General features: G+C 56.8%; 25 protein-coding genes. 15 read left to right on the top strand and 10 right to left on the bottom strand.

The features are described from left to right. Positions 1-3: 3 nt before the first annotated feature. The 13 genes from ribD to AOB54_08815 all read left to right on the top strand — a co-directional run bounded on the left by ribD (position 4) and on the right by AOB54_08815 (position 10,532). Positions 4-1,119, top strand: a complete 1,116-nt coding sequence (gene ribD, locus AOB54_08875; protein WVN41580.1) for a bifunctional diaminohydroxyphosphoribosylaminopyrimidine deaminase/5-amino-6-(5-phosphoribosylamino)uracil reductase RibD — start codon at positions 4-6, stop codon at positions 1,117-1,119. Positions 1,120-1,134: 15 nt separating this feature from the next. Next, positions 1,135-1,785: a riboflavin synthase gene (locus AOB54_08870; protein WVN41579.1), complete on the top strand. Its 651-nt coding sequence runs from the start codon at positions 1,135-1,137 to the stop codon at positions 1,783-1,785. Between the two features lie 3 nt (positions 1,786-1,788). Then, positions 1,789-2,907 carry a bifunctional 3,4-dihydroxy-2-butanone-4-phosphate synthase/GTP cyclohydrolase II gene (gene ribBA / locus AOB54_08865; GenBank protein WVN41578.1) on the top strand — a complete coding sequence of 373 codons (1,119 nt, stop codon included), beginning with the start codon at positions 1,789-1,791 and terminating at the stop codon, positions 2,905-2,907. Further along, positions 2,900-3,376: a 6,7-dimethyl-8-ribityllumazine synthase gene (ribH, locus tag AOB54_08860; GenBank protein ID WVN41577.1), complete on the top strand. Its 477-nt coding sequence runs from the start codon at positions 2,900-2,902 to the stop codon at positions 3,374-3,376. The genes ribBA and ribH overlap by 8 nt, the downstream gene beginning before the upstream one ends. Beyond that, a complete protein-coding gene (nusB, locus tag AOB54_08855; protein WVN41576.1) occupies positions 3,369-3,818 on the top strand; it encodes a transcription antitermination factor NusB in 450 nt (149 codons plus the stop codon). Before ribH ends, nusB begins: the two co-directional genes overlap by 8 nt. After that, positions 3,811-4,836 carry a thiamine-phosphate kinase gene (gene thiL / locus AOB54_08850; GenBank protein ID WVN41575.1) on the top strand — a complete coding sequence of 342 codons (1,026 nt, stop codon included), beginning with the start codon at positions 3,811-3,813 and terminating at the stop codon, positions 4,834-4,836. The genes nusB and thiL overlap by 8 nt, the downstream gene beginning before the upstream one ends. Further along, complete coding sequence (locus AOB54_08845; protein WVN41574.1) at positions 4,814-5,371, top strand: phosphatidylglycerophosphatase A; 558 nt, start codon at positions 4,814-4,816, stop codon at positions 5,369-5,371. The genes thiL and AOB54_08845 overlap by 23 nt, the downstream gene beginning before the upstream one ends. 13 nt (positions 5,372-5,384) lie before the next feature. After that, the gene (locus tag AOB54_08840) at positions 5,385-5,918 is read left to right on the top strand and encodes a CinA family protein (protein ID WVN41573.1); all 534 of its coding nucleotides are present in this window, start codon (positions 5,385-5,387) and stop codon (positions 5,916-5,918) included. A 125-nt stretch (positions 5,919-6,043) separates the two neighbouring features. Then, positions 6,044-7,102: a recombinase RecA gene (recA, locus tag AOB54_08835; GenBank protein WVN41572.1), complete on the top strand. Its 1,059-nt coding sequence runs from the start codon at positions 6,044-6,046 to the stop codon at positions 7,100-7,102. 43 nt (positions 7,103-7,145) lie between these two features. After that, positions 7,146-7,607 carry a recombination regulator RecX gene (recX, locus tag AOB54_08830; GenBank protein WVN42814.1) on the top strand — a complete coding sequence of 154 codons (462 nt, stop codon included), beginning with the start codon at positions 7,146-7,148 and terminating at the stop codon, positions 7,605-7,607. A gap of 81 nt (positions 7,608-7,688) precedes the next feature. Continuing rightward, positions 7,689-8,855, top strand: a complete 1,167-nt coding sequence (sucC, locus tag AOB54_08825; protein ID WVN41571.1) for an ADP-forming succinate--CoA ligase subunit beta — start codon at positions 7,689-7,691, stop codon at positions 8,853-8,855. A 14-nt stretch (positions 8,856-8,869) separates the two neighbouring features. Continuing rightward, positions 8,870-9,751, top strand: coding sequence for a succinate--CoA ligase subunit alpha (gene sucD, locus AOB54_08820; GenBank protein WVN41570.1), 882 nt, complete (start codon positions 8,870-8,872; stop codon positions 9,749-9,751). A gap of 91 nt (positions 9,752-9,842) precedes the next feature. Next, positions 9,843-10,532 (top strand): TerC family protein, encoded by a 690-nt coding sequence (locus AOB54_08815; GenBank protein WVN41569.1) that lies wholly within the window; start codon positions 9,843-9,845, stop codon positions 10,530-10,532. Positions 10,533-10,746: 214 nt separating this feature from the next. Here AOB54_08815 and panC read toward each other — a convergent pair whose 3' ends face one another. From panC to AOB54_08785, 6 genes are read right to left on the bottom strand one after another with little or no spacing between them, the layout of a single operon-like run. Beyond that, a complete protein-coding gene (panC, locus tag AOB54_08810; GenBank protein ID WVN41568.1) occupies positions 10,747-11,607 on the bottom strand; it encodes a pantoate--beta-alanine ligase in 861 nt (286 codons plus the stop codon). A 12-nt stretch (positions 11,608-11,619) separates the two neighbouring features. Continuing rightward, positions 11,620-12,300, bottom strand: coding sequence for a deoxynucleoside kinase (locus AOB54_08805; protein WVN41567.1), 681 nt, complete (start codon positions 12,298-12,300; stop codon positions 11,620-11,622). Between the two features lie 16 nt (positions 12,301-12,316). Next, positions 12,317-12,817 carry a 2-amino-4-hydroxy-6-hydroxymethyldihydropteridine diphosphokinase gene (folK, locus tag AOB54_08800; protein WVN41566.1) on the bottom strand — a complete coding sequence of 167 codons (501 nt, stop codon included), beginning with the start codon at positions 12,815-12,817 and terminating at the stop codon, positions 12,317-12,319. Between the two features lie 36 nt (positions 12,818-12,853). Beyond that, positions 12,854-14,278, bottom strand: coding sequence for a polynucleotide adenylyltransferase PcnB (gene pcnB / locus AOB54_08795; GenBank protein WVN41565.1), 1,425 nt, complete (start codon positions 14,276-14,278; stop codon positions 12,854-12,856). Between the two features lie 5 nt (positions 14,279-14,283). Further along, on the bottom strand, positions 14,284-14,976 hold the full coding sequence (locus tag AOB54_08790; GenBank protein WVN41564.1) for an HAD family hydrolase: 693 nt from the start codon (positions 14,974-14,976) through the stop codon (positions 14,284-14,286). Further along, positions 14,954-15,682, bottom strand: a complete 729-nt coding sequence (locus AOB54_08785; GenBank protein ID WVN41563.1) for a DnaA/Hda family protein — start codon at positions 15,680-15,682, stop codon at positions 14,954-14,956. Before AOB54_08785 ends, AOB54_08790 begins: the two co-directional genes overlap by 23 nt. 68 nt (positions 15,683-15,750) lie before the next feature. Here AOB54_08785 and purM point away from each other — a divergent pair, with 68 nt between their 5' ends. Together purM and AOB54_08775 are read left to right on the top strand one after the other, a co-directional pair. Beyond that, on the top strand, positions 15,751-16,842 hold the full coding sequence (gene purM, locus AOB54_08780; GenBank protein ID WVN41562.1) for a phosphoribosylformylglycinamidine cyclo-ligase: 1,092 nt from the start codon (positions 15,751-15,753) through the stop codon (positions 16,840-16,842). A 54-nt stretch (positions 16,843-16,896) separates the two neighbouring features. After that, positions 16,897-17,298: a putative toxin-antitoxin system toxin component, PIN family gene (locus AOB54_08775; protein ID WVN42813.1), complete on the top strand. Its 402-nt coding sequence runs from the start codon at positions 16,897-16,899 to the stop codon at positions 17,296-17,298. On the opposite strand, the gene miaA is transcribed toward AOB54_08775, so the two are convergent. The 4 genes from miaA to tsaE all read right to left on the bottom strand — a co-directional run bounded on the left by miaA (position 17,295) and on the right by tsaE (position 21,936). Beyond that, entirely contained in the window at positions 17,295-18,236 is a 942-nt protein-coding gene (gene miaA, locus AOB54_08770; protein WVN41561.1) for a tRNA (adenosine(37)-N6)-dimethylallyltransferase MiaA, read from the bottom strand. The genes AOB54_08775 and miaA overlap by 4 nt on opposite strands. A 1-nt stretch (position 18,237) precedes the next feature. Next, the gene (mutL, locus tag AOB54_08765) at positions 18,238-20,025 is read right to left on the bottom strand and encodes a DNA mismatch repair endonuclease MutL (protein ID WVN41560.1); all 1,788 of its coding nucleotides are present in this window, start codon (positions 20,023-20,025) and stop codon (positions 18,238-18,240) included. A 15-nt stretch (positions 20,026-20,040) separates the two neighbouring features. Beyond that, complete coding sequence (locus AOB54_08760) at positions 20,041-21,309, bottom strand: N-acetylmuramoyl-L-alanine amidase (protein WVN41559.1); 1,269 nt, start codon at positions 21,307-21,309, stop codon at positions 20,041-20,043. Between the two features lie 75 nt (positions 21,310-21,384). Further along, complete coding sequence (gene tsaE / locus AOB54_08755) at positions 21,385-21,936, bottom strand: tRNA (adenosine(37)-N6)-threonylcarbamoyltransferase complex ATPase subunit type 1 TsaE (protein WVN41558.1); 552 nt, start codon at positions 21,934-21,936, stop codon at positions 21,385-21,387. Positions 21,937-21,939: the final 3 nt, after the last annotated feature.

The following is a 21,939-nucleotide window of genomic DNA, read 5'->3' as shown; positions in this document are numbered from 1 at the left end:
GTCATGTTCACCCCCCAAGACGAATTCTTCATGCAACATGCGCTGGCCTTAGCAGCCCGTGGCATGAACACCACCACGCCCAATCCCCGCGTGGGCTGCGTCTTGGTGAAAGACGATCAGATTGTGGGCGAGGGCTGGCATGAACGTGCAGGCAGCCCCCACGCAGAGGTGGTGGCGATCGCAGCCGCAGGGGCACATCGCGCCGTTGGTGCCACAGCCTATGTCACGTTAGAGCCTTGCAGTCATTTTGGGAAAACACCGCCTTGTGCCCAGGCCTTGCTTGATGCCGGCGTGACTCGGGTGGTGGCAGCCATGGAAGATCCAAACCCCCAGGTGTCAGGCACCGGGCTTGCCGCCTTGCGTAATCGCGGCATGGATGTGCGTTGTGGGCTGCTGGCTGAGCAGGCGGCTGATTTAAACCCTGGCTTTATTAAGCGCATGACCACCGGCATGCCTTGGGTGCGGGCTAAATCAGCTGCATCCATTGATGGCCGCACGGCCTTGCCAGATGGCACGAGCCAGTGGATCACAGATAAAACGGCACGAGACGATGGCCACGCCTGGCGCGCCCGCGCCTGTGCGGTGCTCACCGGCATTGGCACGGTTCGCAAAGACAACCCCCAGATGACGGTCCGCGCCGTGGACACCCCACGGCAGCCGCTTCGGGTCATTGTCGACACGCGGTTTGAAATTGATACCCAGGCGGCTGTGCTGGCCGGGGGCAATAGCCTGCTCGCAGTGGGGGTCGACTTATCGGCCGCTGCTTATTCCGATAAGGCCGCCATGCTGCGTGACCATGGTGTGGAAGTCATCCACCTGCCGCTTGAGTCGCCGCAGGGCAAGATTGATTTGCCTGCCCTGATGAAGCACCTCGCCAGTCGCGGCTGTAATGAGATCCATGTCGAAGGTGGTGCTCAGTTAACCGGCGCCATGATGCGGCATGATTTGATTGACGAGTGGTTGGTCTACCTTGCGCCGGTGTTTCTTGGAGAGGGCCGGCCGATTGCTGCCGGCATTGGCCCCTGGGCATCTGTTGCCGATGCACCCCGCTGGCGGTGGAAAGACCAGGCGCTGATTGGCGATGCGGTGCGCCTGCGGTTAGTGAAAACTGAGCGCTAAGGCTAGACTGCCATTATGTTTACCGGAATTGTTCAGGCCCTTGGCCAAATCCAATCCGTTCGGCCCATTCAGGTGTCCTGGGTGTCGCCTGATGCGCCGGCAGGCGATCGCACCGGACTGCGGCTGTCAGTGGCGTTTGGCGGACTGCCCAGTGATGATGTAGCGATTGGCGATTCCATCGCGATCAATGGGGCCTGCATGACGGTGGTGGCCATGAATGCGTCATCATTTGAAGTTGATGTCTCAAAAGAAAGTCTGGCGCGCACGGTTCGCTTGGATCAGCCCGGCCCCGTGAATTTAGAAAAAGCCATGCGGGCCAGCGATCGATTCGGTGGCCACATGGTGAGTGGCCATGTGGATGGCACAGCCGTGATTGACTCTGTGGTGTCGCATGGCGAGTCCTGGCAACTCAATGTGCTGCTGCCAAATTATTTATCGGCTTATGTCTCTTCTAAAGGGTCCATCGCTTTAGATGGCGTGAGCTTGACCGTGAACTCGGTGGTCGATCAGGCCGATGGCACGCTCATTTCGATAAATCTCATACCGCATACTTGGCAGTCCACCACATTACACCTGCGTCAGCCGGGGGATCGCTTAAATGTCGAGGTCGATCAGCTGGCCAAGCAAGTCGAACGCATCCTTCAACGCATTCAATCATCACACTAATTTATGCCGCAACGTTATTTGTCTGAGACTGCTGACTTAATCGCCGAGATTCGTGCAGGCCGCATGGTGGTGCTCGTTGACGATGAAGATCGTGAAAACGAAGGGGACCTGGTCATGTCTGCATCGTGCGTGACGCCCGATGCGATTAATTTCATGGCCAAGCATGGCCGTGGTTTGATCTGTCTCACGCTTACCGAGTCACGCTGTCAGCAGCTGAATCTACAGCTCATGGTCAATGACAATCGCTCGTCTCATGGCACGGCCTTCACCGTGTCGATCGAGGCCGCAAGCGGCGTGACCACCGGCATTAGTGCAGCTGACCGGGCCACGACCATTGCTGCTGCAGTGGCACCTGCGGCCAAGCCTGCTGATTTGGTGCAGCCCGGTCATATCTTTCCCTTAAAGGCGCAGCCTGGCGGCGTGTTGGCGCGGGCCGGCCACACCGAGGCGGGCTGCGATTTGGCGCAGCTTGCGGGCCACGAACCTGCCGCGGTGATTTGCGAAATTCTGAAAGATGACGGCTCTATGGCGCGACTGCCCGACTTGGTGGCGTTCGCGCAGAGCCATGGATTAAAGATCGGCACCATCGCCGACCTGATCAAATACCGCAGTGCCAACGAGAGTCTGGTCACGCGGGTGACCGAGCGGCAAGTGGAGACTGCTTTTGGCTGCTTCGAAATGGTGGTTTATCGGGATCGCGCTGGCCAACAGCCCCACCTGGCTCTGGTCAAAGGCAAGCCCCAGCCAGACCGTGAAACGCTGGTTCGGGTCCATGAACCCTTTACCGTGATTGATGCGATTGAAACTCAGGCCACCACCCACAGCTGGAGTTTTGCGGCCGCACTGCAAGAGGTCGATCAACACGGTGAGGGTGTAATTGTCTTGCTGAATTGCGCGCCCCCATCAGAATTATTATTTGCCAAGTTAAATCAGTCTGCGCCAACATCGTGGGGCACGGGGGCAGCCAGCAATCAATTGCGCAACTACGGTTTGGGTGCCGCCATCCTTCGGGATCTTGGTGTGGGCAAAATGCTTTTGCTGTCGCAGCCCAGAAAGATGCCCAGCATGACGGGCTTTGGTTTAGAAGTTACCGGTTTTCGCGGGGGAGAAACACATGAATGAACTCAAAGTAGATCTCGAAGGCGAAGGCCTGCGGGTTGGTATTGTTCAGGCGCGTTTTAACGAGCAGGTGGGTTCCGCGCAGCGCCAGGCCTGCGTTGCCGAGTTAATAGCGCTTGGCGTGGATCAGAGCGACATTCTGATCACAACGGTACCGGGTGCTCTTGAAATTCCATTGACACTGGCGCAGCTTGCGGAGACCGGCCAATTTGATGCCTTGATTGCCTTGGGCGCAGTGATTCGTGGCGAGACTTATCACTTTGAAGTGGTGTCCAATGAATCGGCCGCTGGTATTTCACGGGTGGCCTTGGAGTTTCACATTCCGGTGGCCAACGGCGTGTTAACCGTCGAAAACGATGAGCAGGCCATGGTGCGCGCTGCTGACAAGGGCCGGGATTGTGCGCAGGTGGCCGTGGAGATGGCCAATTTATTGTTTGCGATTGATGATCAACTGAGCGGTGAAGATGACTAATTCTGCTTCCGGCCGTGTGGACCGGCTTGCCCGGGGTTCTCGCCGTGCATCCCGCAGCCTAGCAGTACAGGGCCTGTACCAGTGGCTGGCCTCTGCCGAAGATGCGGGTGCGATTGATGCGTTTTTGCGTGAGCAAGAGAGCTATGGCCGTTGTGATCAGGAATATTTTGATCGGCTACTGCACGGCGCCATTCGCGAGCATGCATTGTTGCGCGAACGGTTTTCGGCCCAATGTGACCGGCCTGTCCAGGAGTTGTCGCCAGTCGAACATGCAATTTTGTTGTTGGCGACCTTCGAATTTTTATATTCGCCGGAAGTGCCTTACCGCGTGATCATCAACGAGGCCATTGAGCTTGGCAAATCGTTTGGTGGTACCGATGGCCACAAATACATCAATGGCGTGCTCGACAAACTTGCCGCACAGCTGCGTCCGCATGGCTAGCCTTGGCGAGTTTGAGTTTATTGATCAACTGATTCGTGCCCAGGCCGCTCGCGGCCAGTCATTTCATGACGACCCCCTGGCCCTTGGTATTGGCGACGACGCCGCATTAATTCCGCCCTTGGCTACTGATGAGCAGTTCGCGGTGTCGACCGACATGCTGATCGAGGGCCGACATTATTTTCCAGAAGTTGATCCGCGTGCCTTGGGCCACAAGGCATTGGCCGTCAATCTCTCTGATCTCGCCGCCATGGGCGCACGGCCAGTCGCCTTTACGCTGGCGGCGGGCCTGCGCACAATTGACGTGCCGTGGTTGACCGCGTTTTTAGAGGGGATGCTGGCCTTGGCACGTGATGCCCAGTGTCCGTTGGTGGGGGGTGACACCACTAAAACAGCACCGGATGCGCCACAGGTGTTTTCGGTTACCGTCATGGGGGCGGTTCCTGTTGGGCAGGCCTTACGTCGCGATGGCCTACAAGTCGGAGATGAGCTTTGGGTGTCAGGAAGTCTTGGCGATGCGGCGTATGCCGTCAATCAAAGAATTGCCGACCCAAAATTAAATTGGCCGCAGCCGCGTTTGGCGCTGGGCCGCGCCTTACTCGGCATTGCCCATGCTGCAATTGATATCTCGGATGGCCTGCAGTCAGAAGTGCTGCACTTGTTGAAGTCTTCCTCTATGCGAAGTGGTGCGGGCTCTGCCTTTGCTGCCAAGATGCAGTGGCAGGCGCTTCCTCTTGGGCCGCTGTTATCTGCGGCCATATCGTCTGGGAGAATCAGCACAGAAGACGCGCAAATTCGTGCAGTGACCGGTGGCGATGAATATGAATTGTTGTTTGCTGCGCCGAGTGAACGGGCAGGTCTGGTGGCCGCCATCGGTGCCTCGCTCAATCTCACGCTCACCAAAATTGGCACTGTGGCCGCGGCGGATGTGCCAATGATTGAGTGGTTTACCTCTGAGGGTAGGCCAATTCCCGCAGCACTTGATGCAAGATTGCGCGATGGTGGATTCACACACTTCTAATACTCCCGCCGGATTGTTCCTGCGGCACCCCATGCATTTGGTGTCGTTTGGTTTTGGCAGTGGGCTTTTTCCATTTGCGCCTGGCACGATCGCAACGCTGTGGGCTTGGGTGGTCTTTCTCATGATCGACCCGTTCATGACGGATTTCGCCTGGGCCACGGTCTTATTTTTTGGTTTGGTGCTCGGCGCAAAAGCCTGCACGTTTACTGGCCGAGCCCTGGGGCAGGTGGATTCATCTTCCATGGTCTGGGACGAGATCATTGCCTTTTGGCTGGTGCTCTGGGTGCTGCCCAAAGCCACGGATCCGGCCGGGTTTCATGCCATGGGTAGCCTGCCCGAGTGGCTGATTCAGGGTTGCGGTTTTGTACTGTTTCGCTTTTTTGACATTGTGAAGCCCGCACCCATTCGCACGATTGATCGCTTAAGCAAAGACGGTTGGGGCGTGATGCTTGATGATTTGGTTGCTGCTGCGTACACCTTGCTGGTCTGCGCCATCTTGCTGCGACTCATTCATCTGGCCCAGGCCTGGCTCTAACCATAAACCGCCTATGGCAAACCCCACAGAGATCTCGGACCGCTTTACGCTGCTGTTGGGGCTGAGCCTTGGCTTTGCGTTGCGCCGCCATCGCGGCCGCCTCATGGCCGCTGAATCTTGCACTGGGGGGCTGGTGAGTCACTGGGTCACGGCGATTGGGGGGTCGAGTCATTGGTTTGATGGGGCAGTGGTGAGTTACGCCAATGCGGCAAAAGAGGGCTTACTTGGTGTGAGTGGTCACGCTCTTGAAGAATATGGTGCTGTCAGTGAACCGATCGCCCGCCAGATGGCCGATGGGATTCGGCAGCGTCACACTGAACTGCCCCTTGGCCACCGTGGCCCCCATTACAGTCTCTCTGTCACGGGTATTGCTGGCCCTCAGGGTGGTCGGCCAGACAAACCCGTGGGGCTGGTCTGGTTTGGCTGGTCCGGGCCGGCGGGGACCGATACCCAGGTCCAACAGTTTCGGGGCGACCGAGCCCAGATCCAGCGGCAGGCGGCTGCCTGGGCCATGGCGGGGATGTTCGCGCGGGCCTGCCGCCGCTAGACCAAGCCATCTAGGGCGTTTGCCCGATTGGCGGGTGGTGGTCGGGTTTCTTAGAATTTCAACAAAGCTTGTAACCTGTTTTTTTATACAGTAATATTTCGCCAGCCCCATTCAAAGGAACCACCATGCAAGACAAACAAGACAAGACCCGTGCCGAAAAGGCCAAAGCCCTGCAGGCCGCGCTGGCCCAAATTGAAAAGCAGTTCGGCAAAGGCTCCATCATGCGCATGGGCGAAAACGAAGTCGCCCCCGATATTCAGGTGGTCTCAACCGGTTCCCTGGGCCTAGATCTTGCCCTTGGGGTTGGGGGGCTGCCACGCGGCCGTGTGGTTGAAATTTATGGTCCGGAATCATCGGGCAAGACCACGCTCACCCTTCAGGTCATTGCCGAAATGCAAAAGCTCGGCGGCACCTGCGCCTTCGTCGATGCAGAGCATGCCCTAGACACCCAATACGCCCAAAAACTCGGTGTCAATCTCAGCGAACTTTTAATCTCCCAGCCCGACACTGGTGAGCAGGCATTGGAAATCGTGGATGCCCTGGTCCGCTCGGGTTCGGTGGATCTGATCGTGGTGGACTCCGTAGCCGCACTCACGCCGCGTGCTGAAATCGAAGGCGAAATGGGTGACTCGCTGCCAGGCCTGCAGGCCCGCCTGATGTCCCAGGCCCTGCGCAAACTCACCGGCACCATCAACCGCACCAACACCACCGTCATCTTCATTAACCAGATCCGCATGAAAATCGGCGTGATGTTTGGCAACCCTGAAACCACCACTGGTGGTAACGCGCTGAAGTTTTACTCTTCCGTTCGCTTAGATATTCGTCGTGTCGGTTCGATCAAAAAAGGCGAAGAAGTCATCGGCTCTGAAACCAAGGTCAAAGTCGTCAAGAACAAGGTTGCGCCCCCGTTTAAAGCCGCCTCTTTCGATATTCTTTATGGTGAAGGCATCTCTCGCGAGGGTGAAATTCTCGATCTCGGCTCAGATGCGGACATCGTTGAAAAGTCGGGTGCTTGGTACAGCTACAACGGCGAACGAATTGGCCAGGGTAAAGACAACGCCCGCGAGTTTTTACGTCAGAACCCCGACATGGCCATCGAGATTGAAAACAAACTACGTGAGAAGTTTGGTGTTGCTGCTCGGCAGACTGCTGCGGTCGTTAACGCGCCCGCAGATCAGGATTAACGCGTCACGCCACCTCAACTATTCATTCCTGGTTTGATCGCCTCTGAATTCTTCTGAACCGCTTTCTTCTCAGTCTCTGCGGGCCAGGGCCATCGCGGCCTTGGCTCGCAGGGAGTACTCCCGCCAGGAACTTGAGCGCAAACTGGCACCGCTCGCGCAGGGGCCTGATCAACTTGCTGCGGTTTTAGATCAACTTCAGTCCGAAAATCTCCTGTCTGATCGCCGGTTTGCTGAGTCGGTCGCCCGTGTTCGGGGGTCCCGGTTCGGCGCCGCAAAAGTGCGCTACGAATTGCAGCAAAAGGGTGTCTCCGACGCCGTTTTGGAATCGGTCTTGCATCAGCTGCAAGACACAGAGGCCGATCGTCTTAAACAAGTCTGGGAGAAGAAATTTGGTCTTGCGCCAACCAGTGCGCAAGAGGCTCTCCGACAGCAACGTTTTCTCATGCAGCGGGGCTTTTCCAGCGCTGCCATTGGCAGGCTAATGCGCGAGCTGCAGGGCCGTTAGTAAAGCCCAGGGGGCCGCCCCGGCACCCGGCTGGCCTGGCTTCGCGTGATAAACTGGACCGGTTATTCAGGGGGCTAAAAAATGAAAATACACGAGTATCAGGGCAAAGAAATTCTGCGCCGCTACGGGGTTCCCGTACCCAACGGCATTGCCTGTTTTTCTGTTGACGAAGCACTCGCTGCAGCTGAAAAGCTGGGCGGTCCGGTCTGGGTCGTCAAGGCTCAGATTCATGCCGGTGGTCGCGGCAAAGGCGGTGGCGTGAAGGTGGCGAAATCCATGGCCGATGTAAAAACCTATGCATCCAGCATCCTCGGCATGCAGCTGGTCACCCATCAGACCGGTCCCGCCGGACAAAAAGTCCGTCGTTTGCTGATTGAAGACGGCGCTGACATCAAAAAAGAACTCTATGTTGCTGTTGTGACCGACCGAGTCACACAACGCGTCTGCGTCATGGGCTCAAGCGAAGGCGGTATGGACATTGAAGAAGTCGCCGCAACCCACCCTGAAAAAATCCACAAAGTATTCGTTGACCCCGCAACTGGTTTGACGGATGCCCAGGCCGATGAGTTGGCGAACAAGATTGGCGTTCCCGCTGCATCCGTGCCCCAGGCCCGCAAAGTCTTGCAGGGTCTGTATCAGGCCTTCTGGGATACCGACGCATCACTGGCCGAGATCAACCCTCTTATTTTGACTGGCGACGGTAAAGTGATCGCCCTGGATGCCAAGTGGAACTTTGATTCCAACGCGCTCTATCGTCACCCCGAGATCACCGAAATGCGTGACCTTGACGAGGAAGATCCCGCCGAGATCGAAGCATCGAAATTCGATCTGGCCTATATCCAGCTCGATGGCAACATCGGCTGCTTAGTCAATGGCGCTGGTCTGGCCATGGCCACGATGGACACCATCAAATTGTTTGGCGGTGAACCAGCCAACTTCTTGGATGTCGGCGGTGGTGCCACTACTGAAAAAGTGACCGAAGCCTTCAAGATCATGCTGGGCAACCCCAATGTGAAGGCCATTCTGGTCAACATCTTTGGCGGCATCATGCGTTGTGATGTCATTGCCGAGGGCGTGGTCGCCGCATCGCGTGCGGTTGGCCTGAAGGTTCCTCTGGTGGTGCGCATGAAGGGTACCAATGAAGATCAAGGTAAACAGATTCTTGCGGATTCGGGCCTGCCGATTATCACCGCGGACACCATGGCAGATGCAGCGAAAAAAGTTGTTGATGCCGCGAAAAAAGCCTAAGGCCGGAGAACCACATGTCAATTCTGATCAATAAAGATACCAAGGTCATCACCCAGGGCATCACCGGTAAGACCGGCCAGTTTCACACCCGCATGTGCCGTGACTATGCCAACGGCAAGAACTGTTTTGTTGCTGGCGTGAACCCCAAAAAAGCAGGCGAAGACTTCGAGGGCATTCCCATCTACGCATCAGTCAAAGATGCCAAGAGTGCAACGGGCGCCACGGTTTCTGTCATTTATGTGCCGCCCGCAGGCGCAGCTGATGCCATCTGGGAAGCCGTAGAGGCAGACCTGGACTTGGTCATTTGTATTACCGAGGGCATCCCTGTGCGCGACATGATGGTCGTGCGCAACAAGATGAAAGCGGCCAATAAGCGCACGCTCTTGCTCGGGCCAAACTGCCCCGGCCTGATCACACCCGAAGAAATCAAGATCGGCATCATGCCGGGCCACATCCACCGCAAGGGCCGTATCGGCATCGTGTCGCGTTCTGGCACGTTGACTTACGAAGCCGTTGGGCAGGTCACCGAGATGGGCCTGGGTCAGTCTTCTGCTGTTGGTATTGGCGGGGATCCGATCAACGGTCTAAAGCACATCGATGTCTTGAAACTCTTTAACGACGACCCCGAGACCGATGCCGTCATCATGATTGGCGAAATCGGCGGCCCCGATGAAGTCAACGCTGCGATGTGGGCCAAAGACCATATGAAAAAGCCCATCGTTGGCTTTATCGCGGGTGTGACCGCTCCCCCGGGCAAACGCATGGGCCACGCCGGTGCATTGATTTCTGGTGGTGCTGATACGGCACAAGCGAAACTGGAAATCATGGAAGCCTGTGGCATCAAGACCACCAAGAACCCCTCGGAGATGGGGAAATTACTCAAGTCAGTCATGTAATGCCAACGGCATAATAGTGGGGGGCAGCATCCGAAGTCGGTGAAAGCCGTTTCAGATCAAACTGTCCCCCTAATTTTTTAAGGAAACACGAATGGATTTCGGAAGCACCGCGTTTTGGATCGCCTTGCTGCAGATCGTCTGGATCGACTTGCTGCTCTCAGGCGATAACGCCATCGTGATTGCGTTGGCCTGCCGTAACCTGCCCGCCAAGCAGCGCCGATTGGGCATTTTCTGGGGGGTCACCGCCGCGATTCTTTTGCGGGTGGTCCTCACGGCGTTCGCGGTGCAACTCCTTGAAATTCCTTATCTCAAAACATTTGGTGGGCTCTTATTGGTCTGGATCGGCGTGAAACTCGTCATGCCGCAGGCCGAAGACGACGGCCACGAGATCGAGGGCAAAGACAAGCTCTTGGCGGCAATCAAAACCATCGTGATTGCCGACTTTGCTATGTCGCTGGACAACGTGATTGCCGTGGCCGGTGCGGCCAAGGGCAGCATGTTCCTGTTGGTCTTTGGTCTGGCGCTCTCGATCCCCCTGGTCGTTTGGGGATCGAAGATTGTCTTGTCCTTGATGAATCGCTTCTCTTGGATTGTGGTTCTGGGCGGTGGTTTATTGGGCTACCTGGCCGGTGAAATGATTCAAAACGACCCGGGCTTGAAAGACCTCTGGACGACCACTGTGAGTATCCCCACCCACACCCTGGCGTGGATTGGCGTGGTGTTCGTCATTGCTGTTGGTAAGCTGCTGACCTGGCGTCAGCAGCAAAGGACGGCCGCATGAACCCACCCGAGAAAAACAACCGTACCATTTTAAAAACCATGGCGATCATATTTTTGATCGCCCTAGTGGTGGCACTCGTGATCCGATAAGTTGATTCGGGTCATGCGATTTCCGAACTGAAATTGCATAAATTAAAAAGCCTGCGATGTTCGTCGCAGGCTTTTTTCATTGGCACCTTCTGATTCAGAAATTTAGACCTCAAGGATCCCTTGTTTCAAATTTCAAGATTGTCAATCAACCGGGTGGCGCCAAGCTTGGCTGCACCGAGCACCACCAGTTGATCGGGCTGGGAAAGATCGGCGGCTTCTGGGCTTTTTAAATCCCGCCGGCGTTTGATCGAGATGTAATCGGTCTTCCAGCCACGTTGATCCAACACCTGTTTGGCGGCGGATTCTAAATCGGCAATATCATCTGGCCGCAGTTGTGTGCTGGCCTGGCCGTCGCGTACCCGCTGGGCCACCTGCTGCAAGGTCTTGTAGAGCCAGATGGCTTCCTGGCGCTCGCTGGGGCTGAGATATCGATTACGTGAAGAGAGTGCCAGACCATCTTGATCACGAACTGTCTCTGCGGGAATGATCTGGGTGGGAATCGAGAACTGTTCGCACATCCGCCGAATAATCATGAGCTGCTGATAGTCTTTTTTTCCGAAGACTGAGACCTGCGGCTGCACACACTGAAAGAGCTTCATCACCACGGTGGAGACACCGACAAAAAAGCCAGGCCGAAATTCTCCCTCCAGAATGTCGCCCAGATCATGGGGCGGGTTCACCCGGTACTCTTGGGGAACGGGATACATCTCTCGTTCGTTCGGGGCAAACAAGACATAGACGCCTTCTGCTTCAAGCTTGGCAATATCGTCGTCCATTGTCCGCGGATATTTGTCGAAGTCTTCATTGGGCCCAAACTGAAGCCGGTTGACAAAGATGGACGCTACGACTGGGTCCCCATGATTGGCCGCAAGCCGCATGAGTGACAGGTGCCCTTCGTGCAAATTGCCCATGGTGGGCACAAAGGCAGTGCGCAATTGGCCGCGTAGTTGGGCGCGCAATTCGGCAATCGTATGAACAATCTTCATGCGGGGTTTGGCTTAGTTATGCAGGGCGTTGAAGTAACTGCGGCGCCCCTTGAAATTGGCAATCTGTTGTACCAGGGCTTGAAAGTCTTCTTCCCGATCAATGGGGTTGAGCTGCTCGGTGTTCACGATCAACACAGGCGCCGCATCGTAGTGATGAAAGAAATTGGTATAGGCGTCGGCCAAGTGGCGCAGGTAGTCTTCTGACATGTTCTGCTCCATGGCAATGCCACGTTGACGAATTCGGTCAATCAGGGCGTCGGCCGTGGCCTGCAGCACAATCACCAGATCGGGCTGTGGGGCCTGCGGCTGCTGCACTTCGTATATTTTTCGATAGAGCGCGAGTTCCTCATCGGATAGGGTCAGACCCGCGAAAAGCTGGTCTTTTTCCATCATGAAGTCGCTCACCACATGCTCGGCAAACAGATCTCGCTGGGTAATGTCGCGCAGCTGGTCGACCCGCTGAAACAGAAAAAACAATTGGGTGGCCAGTGCGTAGCGGCTGCTGTCGCGATAAAACTTCGCTAAAAACGGATTCTCGGCAGGGGTCTCGAGCAGAGGCGCGTAGCCGAATCGCTCAGAAAATTTAATGGCCAGGCTGCTCTTGCCCACGCCAATTGGCCCCTCGATCACAATGGATCGGAAGCGGTCTGCCCAGGGGGGGCGCGCCGTTGGGCGTGCGGGAATCGTGCTCATGGCGACTATTGTCGCATCACCAGGGCCGGACTTCCCCAAGCTGAGACGCTGTCAACAAGGCCTTCCAATGGGCGGCAGGCATGAGTGCCGGATGCTCGGGCGGCCCCAGCAGCACATTGGGATTGAGTTCGCATAGCGGAACCAGCACAAAGGCCCGCTCATGCGCCCTGGGGTGGGGAATGGTGACAAACGGGTCCGTCTGTCGCTGGTGACCATAGGCAATCAAGTCCAGGTCCAAGGTTCTTGGGGCATTGCGAACCGAGCGTGCACGCCCAAACTGCTGCTCAATCGACAGCAACAAGGTCAAGATCTCGGCCGCCGTCAGATTCGTGTTGATTTCGGCAACGGCATTACAGAAATCTGGCCCACTGGATTGGACTGGAGTGGTGCGATAACAGGCCGATGACCGCACACCAACAATGCCGGGGGATTGACGCAAGACATCGAGCGCCTGGGCAATGGCTGAAAATGGATCTGAGAGATTGCCTCCAAGCCCAATATAGGCCGTTTCGATCATGATGGGACTCTTGTCACCCGAAAGGTGTGCGGGTGCTTATTGGTCCGTATTCGACGCCGGCTCGCTGGCCGTGGGTTTGCGCCGACGTCTGCGCCGCTTTGCGCCAGTGCCGCCACTTCCCGTTGATCCGGATTTATTCGCCGAGCGCTCGGCAGCCGCCTGACTGATCAAGGCGGCGCGGCCTGCGGCATCAGCCGCAATATAGTCCGTCCACCAGTCGGCCAGTGCCGAATCGATCTGACCAGATTCTGCGCGCAGGAGTAAAAAATCGTAGCCCGCACGAAAACGAATGTGTTCGACCAGGCGAGCCGCTGTTGCCCCTTGGCGCTTTTCAAACCGTGGCTGCATCAACCAGATATCGCGCATGTCCGAGACATAGCGCCGCTGAATGGCCAGTGCATCCAACTGTTGTTCAGTCACTTCATCTATTGCCGCATTCAGTGCAGGGATCAGATGCTCGCCTGCCGCATGGCGTTTCTGCCAGCGTTCACGCACCAGGTTCCACAGCAGCGCCGCAAATAAAAATCCGGGCGATATTGGCTTGCGGTCATGGATACGTGCGTCCGTGGCTTTCAGCGCCAACGTGACAAATTTTTCTGACTCTGGGGCCTGCGCATCAAAGACGAGATCAAGCAGTGGCAGACAGCCGTGATGCAGGCCCTCATTGCGAAGCTGATGCAGGCCCTCGTAGGCATTGCCCGACTGCAAGAGCTTGAGCATTTCATCAAACAAACGGGCATTGGGCACATTTTTGATCAGGTCAGCCAGCGCTTTGATGGGTTTGCGGGTGGCTGGATCAATGGTGAGCCCCAGCTTTGCTGACAGCCGGATGGCACGCAGCATGCGGACTGGGTCTTCCCGGTAGCGATGATCAGGGTTGCCAATCATGCGCAAGACTTTCGCTTTTAAGTCTTTCACTCCGTGGTGATAGTCCAGCACTTTGTCGCTGACTGGGTCGTAATACAGGGCGTTAACCGTGAAATCGCGCCGCGTGGCGTCTTCGTGCTGCTCACCAAACACGTTGTCTCGCAGCACTCGGCCATGCTCGTCTACGTCGATGTCATCAGACTGAAGCGCACGAAAGGTGGACACCTCGATGGTCTCTGGGCCAAACATCACATGGACCAGGCGAAACCGCCGGCCAATAATGCGGGCCCGCCGAAATACCCGCTGCACTTGTTCGGGCTCGGCATCGGTGGCCACATCAAAGTCTTTGGGCCGGATGCCAAGCAGCAGATCACGAACCGCACCACCCACAATAAAGGCACGAAAGCCGGCCTTTTGCAGGTCTTCCACAGTTCGCAGGGCGGCGTTCGAGGCGAGCTTTCGGTCGATGCCGATTTTTGACGCTTTGAAAATCTCGGGTTCGTGCAGTGTTTTCTCAACGGCGCGCCGCGAGGCCCGGGTGGATAGCTTTTTGGGGGCGAGGTCAACAATCCGCTTAAATAGTTTTTTGATCATGGGCCTTAGTCGTCGGTGCTCTGCGTCCGATCAAATAAGTCCAGCACCTGCCAGCCTTGCGCCTGTGCATGGTGGCGAAGCCGCTCATCGGGGTTGACGGCAATGGGCGTTTTCACCCGCGAAAGCAGGGGCAGATCATTCAATGAGTCACTGTAGAAAAAAGAATCAGAAAAATCGTCAAGCCCCAGTCCCTGTTGGGCCAGCCACTGCTCAACCCGGGTGATCTTTCCTTCGCGAAAGCTGGGCAATCCGTGGGGCTTGCCAGTGAAGTTGCCATCGGGGGAAATCTCCACCTCGGTGGCGATCAAGTGTTCCACGCCGAACTCGCGGGCAATCGGCCCGGTGATAAATGAATTGGTCGCCGTCACAATGGCGCAGAGCGCACCGCTGCGTTGGTGCTCCTCGACCAAGGCCTTGGCTTTGGGATGCAGGTGTGGACGAATCACGTCTTTAATGAACTGTTCACGCCAGGCAAGCAGTTGCGCCCGTGGGTGCTGGGCCAGTGGCGCAAGCTGAAAGTCTAAGAATTCATAAATGTCGAGCGTGCCGGCGCAATACTGCACGTAGAAGTAGTCATTGCGCTTGGAATACCAGTCGGCATTGACAACTTTCAGGTCCACCAAAAATTGTGCCCAGGATACATCGCTGTCGATTGGCAAAAGCGTATTGTCGAGATCAAACAGGGCGAGTTGTTGCATCTGGCAAATCCAGTAAATCTTTCAATAAGGGGATGGTGGCTGGCCGTTTTTGCGACAAGGCGTAGTCGTTTAAACCATCCAGCACTCGGATCAAAAGCCCCAGGTCTCGGGGCAGGCGGGTCATCAGGTAATTTAGTAAGTCCTCAGACAGTGGCAGCGCCAGTTGCTCAGCCCGCTCGCGCAGGGCATTTCGTTTTTCTTCGTCGTCTAATTCATGCAATTCAAATATCAGGCCTTGGCCCAGCCGGGTTCTTAAGTCGTCCCGCAGTTCCAGCCGCAGTGGCGGCCGATCGGCGGTCGCCACCAGGCAATGGCCAAGCTCTCGGCCTGCATTGTAAAGTCGAAACAGTCCCTCGGCTGTGGCTCGGTCGGCCCGATCAACATTGTCCAGTAGCCAGATTCTTGGCGAACCGGGTTCCTCGATCTGTTCAAGCGCCTGGGCGAGCAATTGGCCTGCGCCCGCACCGCCTGAAAGTGCGGCGCTGGCATCGCAGTTGATCAGGCTGGCCTGGCCGCCCAGGGCGGCCTTCCAGGCCCTGAGCCAGAAGCTTTTACCGCTTCCTGGGGCCCCCCATAGATACAGGGTTGAAAAGCCGGGGGTCTTTAGAATCTGGCCAAGTGCGGCGAGCGCTGCCGAATTGCGTCCTGTCACCCCATCCTCAAGCTTGGGTTCTGGTGGGTCGATCAGGTGAAGGGGTAACTGCATCTGGCTCCTGCCGCCGCAAAAGGCGCGTTAACTTCAATAAAATGTCGATTTTAGGAAGAAACCCCGACATGAGCGAAAAAAAGCCGGCAACAGCCAACACCACACCCATGACTTATCGTGATGCGGGGGTGGACATCGACGCCGGTGACGCCCTGGTCGATCGTATCAAGCCCCTGGCCAAACGGACCATGCGGCCCGAAGTGCTGGGGGGGATTGGTGGGTTCGGCGCCCTGTTCGAGGTCCCCAAAAAATACAAAGACCCCGTCTTGGTGTCAGGCACCGATGGCGTGGGAACCAAGCTGAAATTGGCGTTTGCCCTGGATCGCCACGACACAGTGGGCATTGATCTGGTGGCCATGAGCGTGAATGACATTCTGGTGCAGGGTGCTGAGCCCCTGTTCTTCTTGGATTACTTTGCCTGCGGCCAGCTCTCGGTGGACACGGCCGCTGCCGTGGTGGGCGGCATTGCCAAGGGTTGTGAACTATCGGGCTGCGCCTTAATTGGTGGTGAAACGGCAGAAATGCCCGGCATGTACCCGGCAGGTGAATACGATTTGGCCGGCTTTGCAGTGGGGGCGGTTGAGCGTTCGCAAATTCTGGATGGCAGCCGTGTTGCTGCGGGCGATGTGCTTTTGGGTCTGGCCTCGAGCGGGTTTCATAGCAATGGCTATTCCCTGGTGCGCAAGGTCTTAGAGCGTGCCTGTGGCGAGATCACGCCGTCATCCCTTTCTGGGGTCACCATTCCCGGTGAGACCAAGTCGCTTGCGGATCTGGTGATTGCGCCGACCAGGCTTTATGTGAAACCCATGCTCTCGGCGCTCTCAGCCCACCGTGATGCCATCAAGGCCATGGCCCACATCACGGGCGGCGGCTTGGTGGGCAATGTGCCCCGTGTTCTGCCCGAGCAACTCACTGCAGTGCTGCATAAAAACGCCTGGACTCTGCCGCCACTGATGCGCTGGGTTCAAGCCCAGGGCCAGGTGCCAGAAGACGAGATGCATCGTGTCTTTAACTGCGGCATTGGCATGGTGGTGGTGGTGGATGCCAAGCAGGCCGAAGCCGTGGCGGCCCATCTGACCCAGCAGGGTGAGCTGGTCTATCGCATTGGCGAGATTCGCGCGCGTGTGGGCGACGAGGCCCAGACGATTGTGGTGGATTAAGCCGCAGCCCCTGTTGGGTTGGCGCAGCGTGTTGTTCAGGCGGGGCAAGTGCTAATGGGCCCCGTGATCATTGACACCAATATTCTGCTGGATATTTTTGTCTTTCAAGACCCTGCGACAGCGCCTCTGCGAGAGGCGCTTTTTTCAGGGGAATTCAATGCGGTTCGATCTTCCAAGACATTGAATGAATTTGCCGATGTGATCGCGCGTGAGAAATTTAAACTGAGCACCCAGCAACGTGATGAGATTTTGGCAAAGTGGCAGGCGCATTCCCGTTTGCTGCCTGACAGCGACATTGCGGCATCCCCCTGGAAGTGCAAAGACCGTGATGATCAGATCTTTTTAGATTTGGCCTATACCCTGCGGCCAAGCCTTTTGTTGTCGAAAGACTTGCAGGTGTTGAAGTTTCGCAAGCGTGCCGCGAAAGAGTCGGTTGTGATTGCAGCTCGATTTTAGTTTAGGCGTGCTCGGCATGCAGCCAAGGCAGCATCCATGCCGCCATTGGCCGAATCAAACGGATCAATCTTCTGAATGTCTTGAAAGCTGCGCAGCCAAGTAATCTGCCGCTTGGCCAACTGCCGCGTGGCGGCAATTCCCGCGGCTACAAATTCATCCACGTTCATCTGCCCGTCTAAATATTCCCAGGCCTGCCGGTAGCCCACGCAGCGCATGCTGGGCATCTGAAGCATGAGATCGCCGCGGGCTCTTAAGCGCTGCACTTCATCGACAAACCCCGCAGCCAACATGGCATGAAAACGCGATTCGATGCGACGGTGCAGCAGGCTTCGGTCCTCGGGCATCAGTGCCACCACAGCCAGTGGCTCCCGATCGGTGTTGTTCTGGGTCTGTCGTGGCTGGCTCTCAGCAATTAATGTAGACATGGGCCGGCCAGTAAAACGATAGAGCTCTAACGCCCGTGAAATACGTTGCGCGTCGTTGGGTTGTAATCGCTGTGCCGTATTTGGATCGATCGTGGATAGTTGAAGGTGAAGTGCCGGCCAGCCGATTTGTTCGGCCTCTTGCGCAATCGCTTCGCGGATCGCAAGCGGTGCGCTGGGCAGATCATCCAGGCCCTCTACATAGGCCTTGTAATACAGCATGGTGCCGCCCACCACCACAGGGATATTGCCGCGTGATCGAATCTCGATCGCCGCCTGGGTGGCATCATGCACGAACCTTGCTGCGGAATACGACTCGGTGGGTTCAATGATGTCGATCAGATGATGCCGCACCTGTTGTTGTTCTGCGGCCGTGGGCTTTGCAGTGCCAATATCCATGCCCCTATAGACCAGGGCCGAATCCATGCTGATGAGTTCAACGCGTGAATGATCGCTGGCTAGCGCCATGGCCAGAGCTGATTTTCCGCTGGCCGTGGGCCCAAGAATGCAGAGCACGTTATTGGCCGCGCAAAAAGAGTTTGTCTAAATCGGCAATAGAGAGCTGTAGCCAGGTGGGCCGGCCATGATTGCATTGGTCGGCTCGGTCGGTCCGCTCCATCTCTCGCAGCAGGGCATTCATTTCTGGAATGGTCAGGCTGCGATTGGCCCGCACAGCCGCATGGCAGGCCATGCTGGCCAGCAACTCGTTACGCTGGGCTTCTACCCCCAGCGCTGCGCCATGTTCGGCAAGATCGGCCAAGGTGTCACGGACCAGCGTGGTGAGATCCCCTTGGGCCAATACTGCTGGCACGGCGCGAACAGCGAACTGTCGATCGCCAAGGGCATCGATATCAAAGCCCAGTTTGGTCAGCACCGTGCGATGCTGGGAAATTGTTTCCATCTCCAGTGGGCTGGCATGCAGCGCCAGGGGAGCCAACAGAGATTGGCTGGCAATGACTTGATCACTGGATTCAAACTGGCGTTTGAAGGCCTCGTAAACGATACGCTCATGGGCCGCATGCATATCGACCAGCACGAGCCCCAGGTGATTTTGGGCCAAGATGTAAATGCCGTGGAGTTGTGCCAGGGCAAAACCAAGTGGCATCTCGTGGCTGGGTTCAGCTGCAGCGGGCGCTTGCTCTGAGGCCCGTATGTTCTGGCCAAAGAAACGAAATGCTGCTGCAGTCGCACCGGCAGAATCACCTTGGTGACTGAAATTCGCGGCGCCAAAGATTGACGCCGTGGATGCTGCCCGGTCTTGGAAAGACGATCTTGAAAATGCAGAGGCACCAGTGGTGTCGGGTGTTGCGCTACCAGGCCGTGCCACCATGGTGGTACCCAAGGCATCGCGCACAGCACGATGGACGGCCTGATGCACCGCCTGGCTTTCGCGAAAACGAACCTCGCTTTTTGCGGGGTGGACATTCACATCCACGAGTTCGGGGTCAATATCGAGTGCCAAGACAAATGCGGGCTGCCGATCACCATGTAAGACATCTTGGTAGCCGCTGCGCACAGCGTGCAGTAAGACACGGTCACGCACGGCACGGCCATTGACATAAAAATATTGATCATCGGCCCGCGACCGCGATTGGGTCGGCGGTACCAGCCAGGCCCGGATACGCATCGGCCCCGCAGGCGTATCAATAATGCGCAGTTCAGATTCGTTGGCATCTAAACATTGGGCGATTCTGCTGCTTGCAGAGCCCGCCGGATAACGAGCAATGGCACGGCCCTGATGAGACAGTAGCCAATAGATTTCTGGCCGAATCAGGGCGATACGGGTAAAGGCGTCTTTGCAGTGATTCAGTTCAGTCGCGGCAGACTTAAGAAACCGTTTGCGTGCCGGCACCTGATCAAATAGCCCGGCCACTTCAATGTGGGTGCCTTGTGGACCAGCAGCTGGCGAGCTGGCCCACTGGCCGCCATGATTATCAATGCGCGTGGCATGTGGAGCCTGCGCCGTTTTGCTGGTCACGGACATGCGCGATACCGAACCAATGGCCGCCAAGGCTTCACCACGAAAACCATGGGTCATGACCCGAGAGAGATCCTGCAGCGAGGCAATCTTGCTGGTGGCATGGCGCTGCACCGCAAGTGGCAACTCATCTGCGGCAATGCCATGGCCGTCGTCTCGAATACGAATGGCGCGGATACCACCTTCTTCAAGTTCGACTTGAATGGATTGGGATTGGGCGTCGACTGCGTTTTCTAGCAGTTCTTTGACCACGGAGGCAGGCCGCTCGACCACCTCGCCTGCGGCGATTTGGCTAATCAGTGCGTCGGGAAGTAGGCGTATGGTCATGGCAAGGGCGCCAGATTACATCATGCGGGATTTGGCTAGCGGCGGATTGGCCCTGAAGTAACGCTTGATGCCTGCCACCAGGGCAGCGCCCATCTGGTGTTGATAATCGTCGTCTCTTAGCCGGGCTTCTTCTTCTGGATTGCTGATAAACGCGGTCTCCACCAAGATCGATGGAATATCCGGTGCCCGCAACACCGCAAAGCCTGCCTGCTCGACACGGGTCTTGTGCAGTCGGTTAATCCCGCCAATCTCTTGCAACACGGCTTGGCCCAACTGCAGCGAATCTTTGATCTGGGCAGTGGTCGACATGTCGAGCAAGACTTCTGCAACCGCACGGTCTTGATGCCGAATATTCACACCGCCAATCAAATCCGCACTGTTTTCCTTATTGGCCATCCAGCGGGCTGCGCTACTCGAAGCGCCTTTTTCGGAGAGCGCATAAACCGAAGAGCCCCGGGCAGTGGGTGATATCCAGGCATCGGCATGAATCGACACAAACAAATCGGCCTGCACGCGCCGTGCTTTTTGTACTCGAACATGCAGTGGCACAAAGTAATCGCCATCTCGCGTCAGATAGGCCCGCATATTGGGTTCTTGGTCAATCAGCCGCTTTAATCGACGCGCGATCGCCAGCACCACATCTTTTTCATAGGTGCCACGTTTACCAATGGCGCCGGGGTCTTCACCGCCATGACCAGCATCTAATGCAATCGTCACCAGGCGGCTGACCACGGGCTTGCGATCAGGGCCAGCAGCCGGTGCCTGTGGGTCTGACATCTCGGGTGCGCGTGCAACCGATGGCGGCAGTGCCCGCTCTTTTTCATAGGTGGCCAAGAAAGTCAGCAGTGGGTCTTCTGTGGTGGTGGGGTAAAAGTCCAGCACCAGGCGGTGTTGGTATTGGGCCACCGCAGGCAGGCTAAAGACCTGCGGATTGATCTCTTGCTTTAGGGCAAAGACCAGGCGTACCACCCGTGGCTGGTATTGGCCCACGCGAACGGTCTGAATAAAGGGGTCGTTGTCAGCGATCTTGGCGGCCAACTCTTTGAGCCGATCGCTTAACACGGTGTCTTCAAGATCCACAACAAAACGCAATGGGTTTTGCAGAATCTGCGTGGAATACTTTAGCCCCTCTTCGTTGTGTTCGATCGTGACCCGTGTGTAGTCTTTTGCGGGCCATGCGCGAACCGCCACAATCTGTGCGGCGTTTGCCGGGCCGCTTCGTACCCCAAGCAGCAGTGTGGCACCCGCGGTCAGCAATACGGTGCGTCGTTTCGGGCTGCGCACTTGCGTATCCGCGGCACGATGACCTTGTTTTGCCTGGGGGGTGTGGGGTGAGTGGCGAGGCATACGGTTCTGTGTTTATCGCAACTTCGTCTTGGTTTGCCAGTTGTGCAAAAAGGGCGCCATATCAAACCCATCTGGCCTTTGATACAAGGCCATTTTGTAATGCCTTGGGCCACAGGCCTGTTCTTGGTCTGCCCAATCAATCCAGATGTCGATGTCGGCGGGTGGCAGGCCCGCTGCGTGTTCAGGCCACTCAATGATGGCGATAGCGCGTTCGGTAATTAGGTCGCGTAATCCGCCCCCCTGCCAGTCTTGTGGGTTGGATTGGCGATAAAAATCCAGGTGGTGCGCCTGCAGGCCATCAAGTGCATAGGTTTCCACCACGCTAAAGCTTGGGCTTTTGATGCGGCCGGTCACCCCAAGGGCCTGCAGAAAATGACGTGTCCAAGTGGTCTTGCCCGCGCCCAGTCCCCCATGTAGCAGAATCCGAAAGCCTGAATTGACCGCCGGCTGTGCAGCGATGGTTTGGCGGACCAGCTCGGCAGTGGTCCGCGCAATGGCTGCTGCCTGGTCCTCGTCGACCGAAGGAAAATCTTCTTGCAGCAGGGGCTTATGGTTTTGGCTCATACT

It is taken from the genome of beta proteobacterium MWH-UniP1 (assembly GCA_036362785.1).
Classification (GTDB): Bacteria; Pseudomonadota; Gammaproteobacteria; order Burkholderiales; family Burkholderiaceae_A; genus Lacustribacter.
Note: the sequence above shows the minus strand (reverse complement) of the source record. Positions and strands in the feature narration are given on the sequence as shown.

Excerpts from the sequence above, each read along its gene's own strand:
- ribD (WVN41580.1), top strand. The coding sequence starts at position 4 with ATGTTCACCCCCCAAGACGAATTCTTCATGCAACATGCGCTGGCCTTA.
- AOB54_08870 (WVN41579.1), top strand. The coding sequence starts at position 1,135 with ATGTTTACCGGAATTGTTCAGGCCCTTGGCCAAATCCAATCCGTTCGG.
- ribBA (WVN41578.1), top strand. The coding sequence starts at position 1,789 with ATGCCGCAACGTTATTTGTCTGAGACTGCTGACTTAATCGCCGAGATT.
- ribH (WVN41577.1), top strand. The coding sequence starts at position 2,900 with ATGAATGAACTCAAAGTAGATCTCGAAGGCGAAGGCCTGCGGGTTGGT.
- nusB (WVN41576.1), top strand. The coding sequence starts at position 3,369 with ATGACTAATTCTGCTTCCGGCCGTGTGGACCGGCTTGCCCGGGGTTCT.
- thiL (WVN41575.1), top strand. The coding sequence starts at position 3,811 with ATGGCTAGCCTTGGCGAGTTTGAGTTTATTGATCAACTGATTCGTGCC.
- AOB54_08845 (WVN41574.1), top strand. The coding sequence starts at position 4,814 with ATGGTGGATTCACACACTTCTAATACTCCCGCCGGATTGTTCCTGCGG.
- AOB54_08840 (WVN41573.1), top strand. The coding sequence starts at position 5,385 with ATGGCAAACCCCACAGAGATCTCGGACCGCTTTACGCTGCTGTTGGGG.
- recA (WVN41572.1), top strand. The coding sequence starts at position 6,044 with ATGCAAGACAAACAAGACAAGACCCGTGCCGAAAAGGCCAAAGCCCTG.
- sucC (WVN41571.1), top strand. The coding sequence starts at position 7,689 with ATGAAAATACACGAGTATCAGGGCAAAGAAATTCTGCGCCGCTACGGG.
- sucD (WVN41570.1), top strand. The coding sequence starts at position 8,870 with ATGTCAATTCTGATCAATAAAGATACCAAGGTCATCACCCAGGGCATC.
- AOB54_08815 (WVN41569.1), top strand. The coding sequence starts at position 9,843 with ATGGATTTCGGAAGCACCGCGTTTTGGATCGCCTTGCTGCAGATCGTC.
- panC (WVN41568.1), bottom strand. The coding sequence starts at position 11,607 with ATGAAGATTGTTCATACGATTGCCGAATTGCGCGCCCAACTACGCGGC.
- AOB54_08805 (WVN41567.1), bottom strand. The coding sequence starts at position 12,300 with ATGAGCACGATTCCCGCACGCCCAACGGCGCGCCCCCCCTGGGCAGAC.
- folK (WVN41566.1), bottom strand. The coding sequence starts at position 12,817 with ATGATCGAAACGGCCTATATTGGGCTTGGAGGCAATCTCTCAGATCCA.
- pcnB (WVN41565.1), bottom strand. The coding sequence starts at position 14,278 with ATGATCAAAAAACTATTTAAGCGGATTGTTGACCTCGCCCCCAAAAAG.
- AOB54_08790 (WVN41564.1), bottom strand. The coding sequence starts at position 14,976 with ATGCAACAACTCGCCCTGTTTGATCTCGACAATACGCTTTTGCCAATC.
- AOB54_08785 (WVN41563.1), bottom strand. The coding sequence starts at position 15,682 with ATGCAGTTACCCCTTCACCTGATCGACCCACCAGAACCCAAGCTTGAG.
- purM (WVN41562.1), top strand. The coding sequence starts at position 15,751 with ATGAGCGAAAAAAAGCCGGCAACAGCCAACACCACACCCATGACTTAT.
- AOB54_08775 (WVN42813.1), top strand. The coding sequence starts at position 16,897 with ATGGGCCCCGTGATCATTGACACCAATATTCTGCTGGATATTTTTGTC.
- mutL (WVN41560.1), bottom strand. The coding sequence starts at position 20,025 with ATGACCATACGCCTACTTCCCGACGCACTGATTAGCCAAATCGCCGCA.
- tsaE (WVN41558.1), bottom strand. The coding sequence starts at position 21,936 with ATGAGCCAAAACCATAAGCCCCTGCTGCAAGAAGATTTTCCTTCGGTC.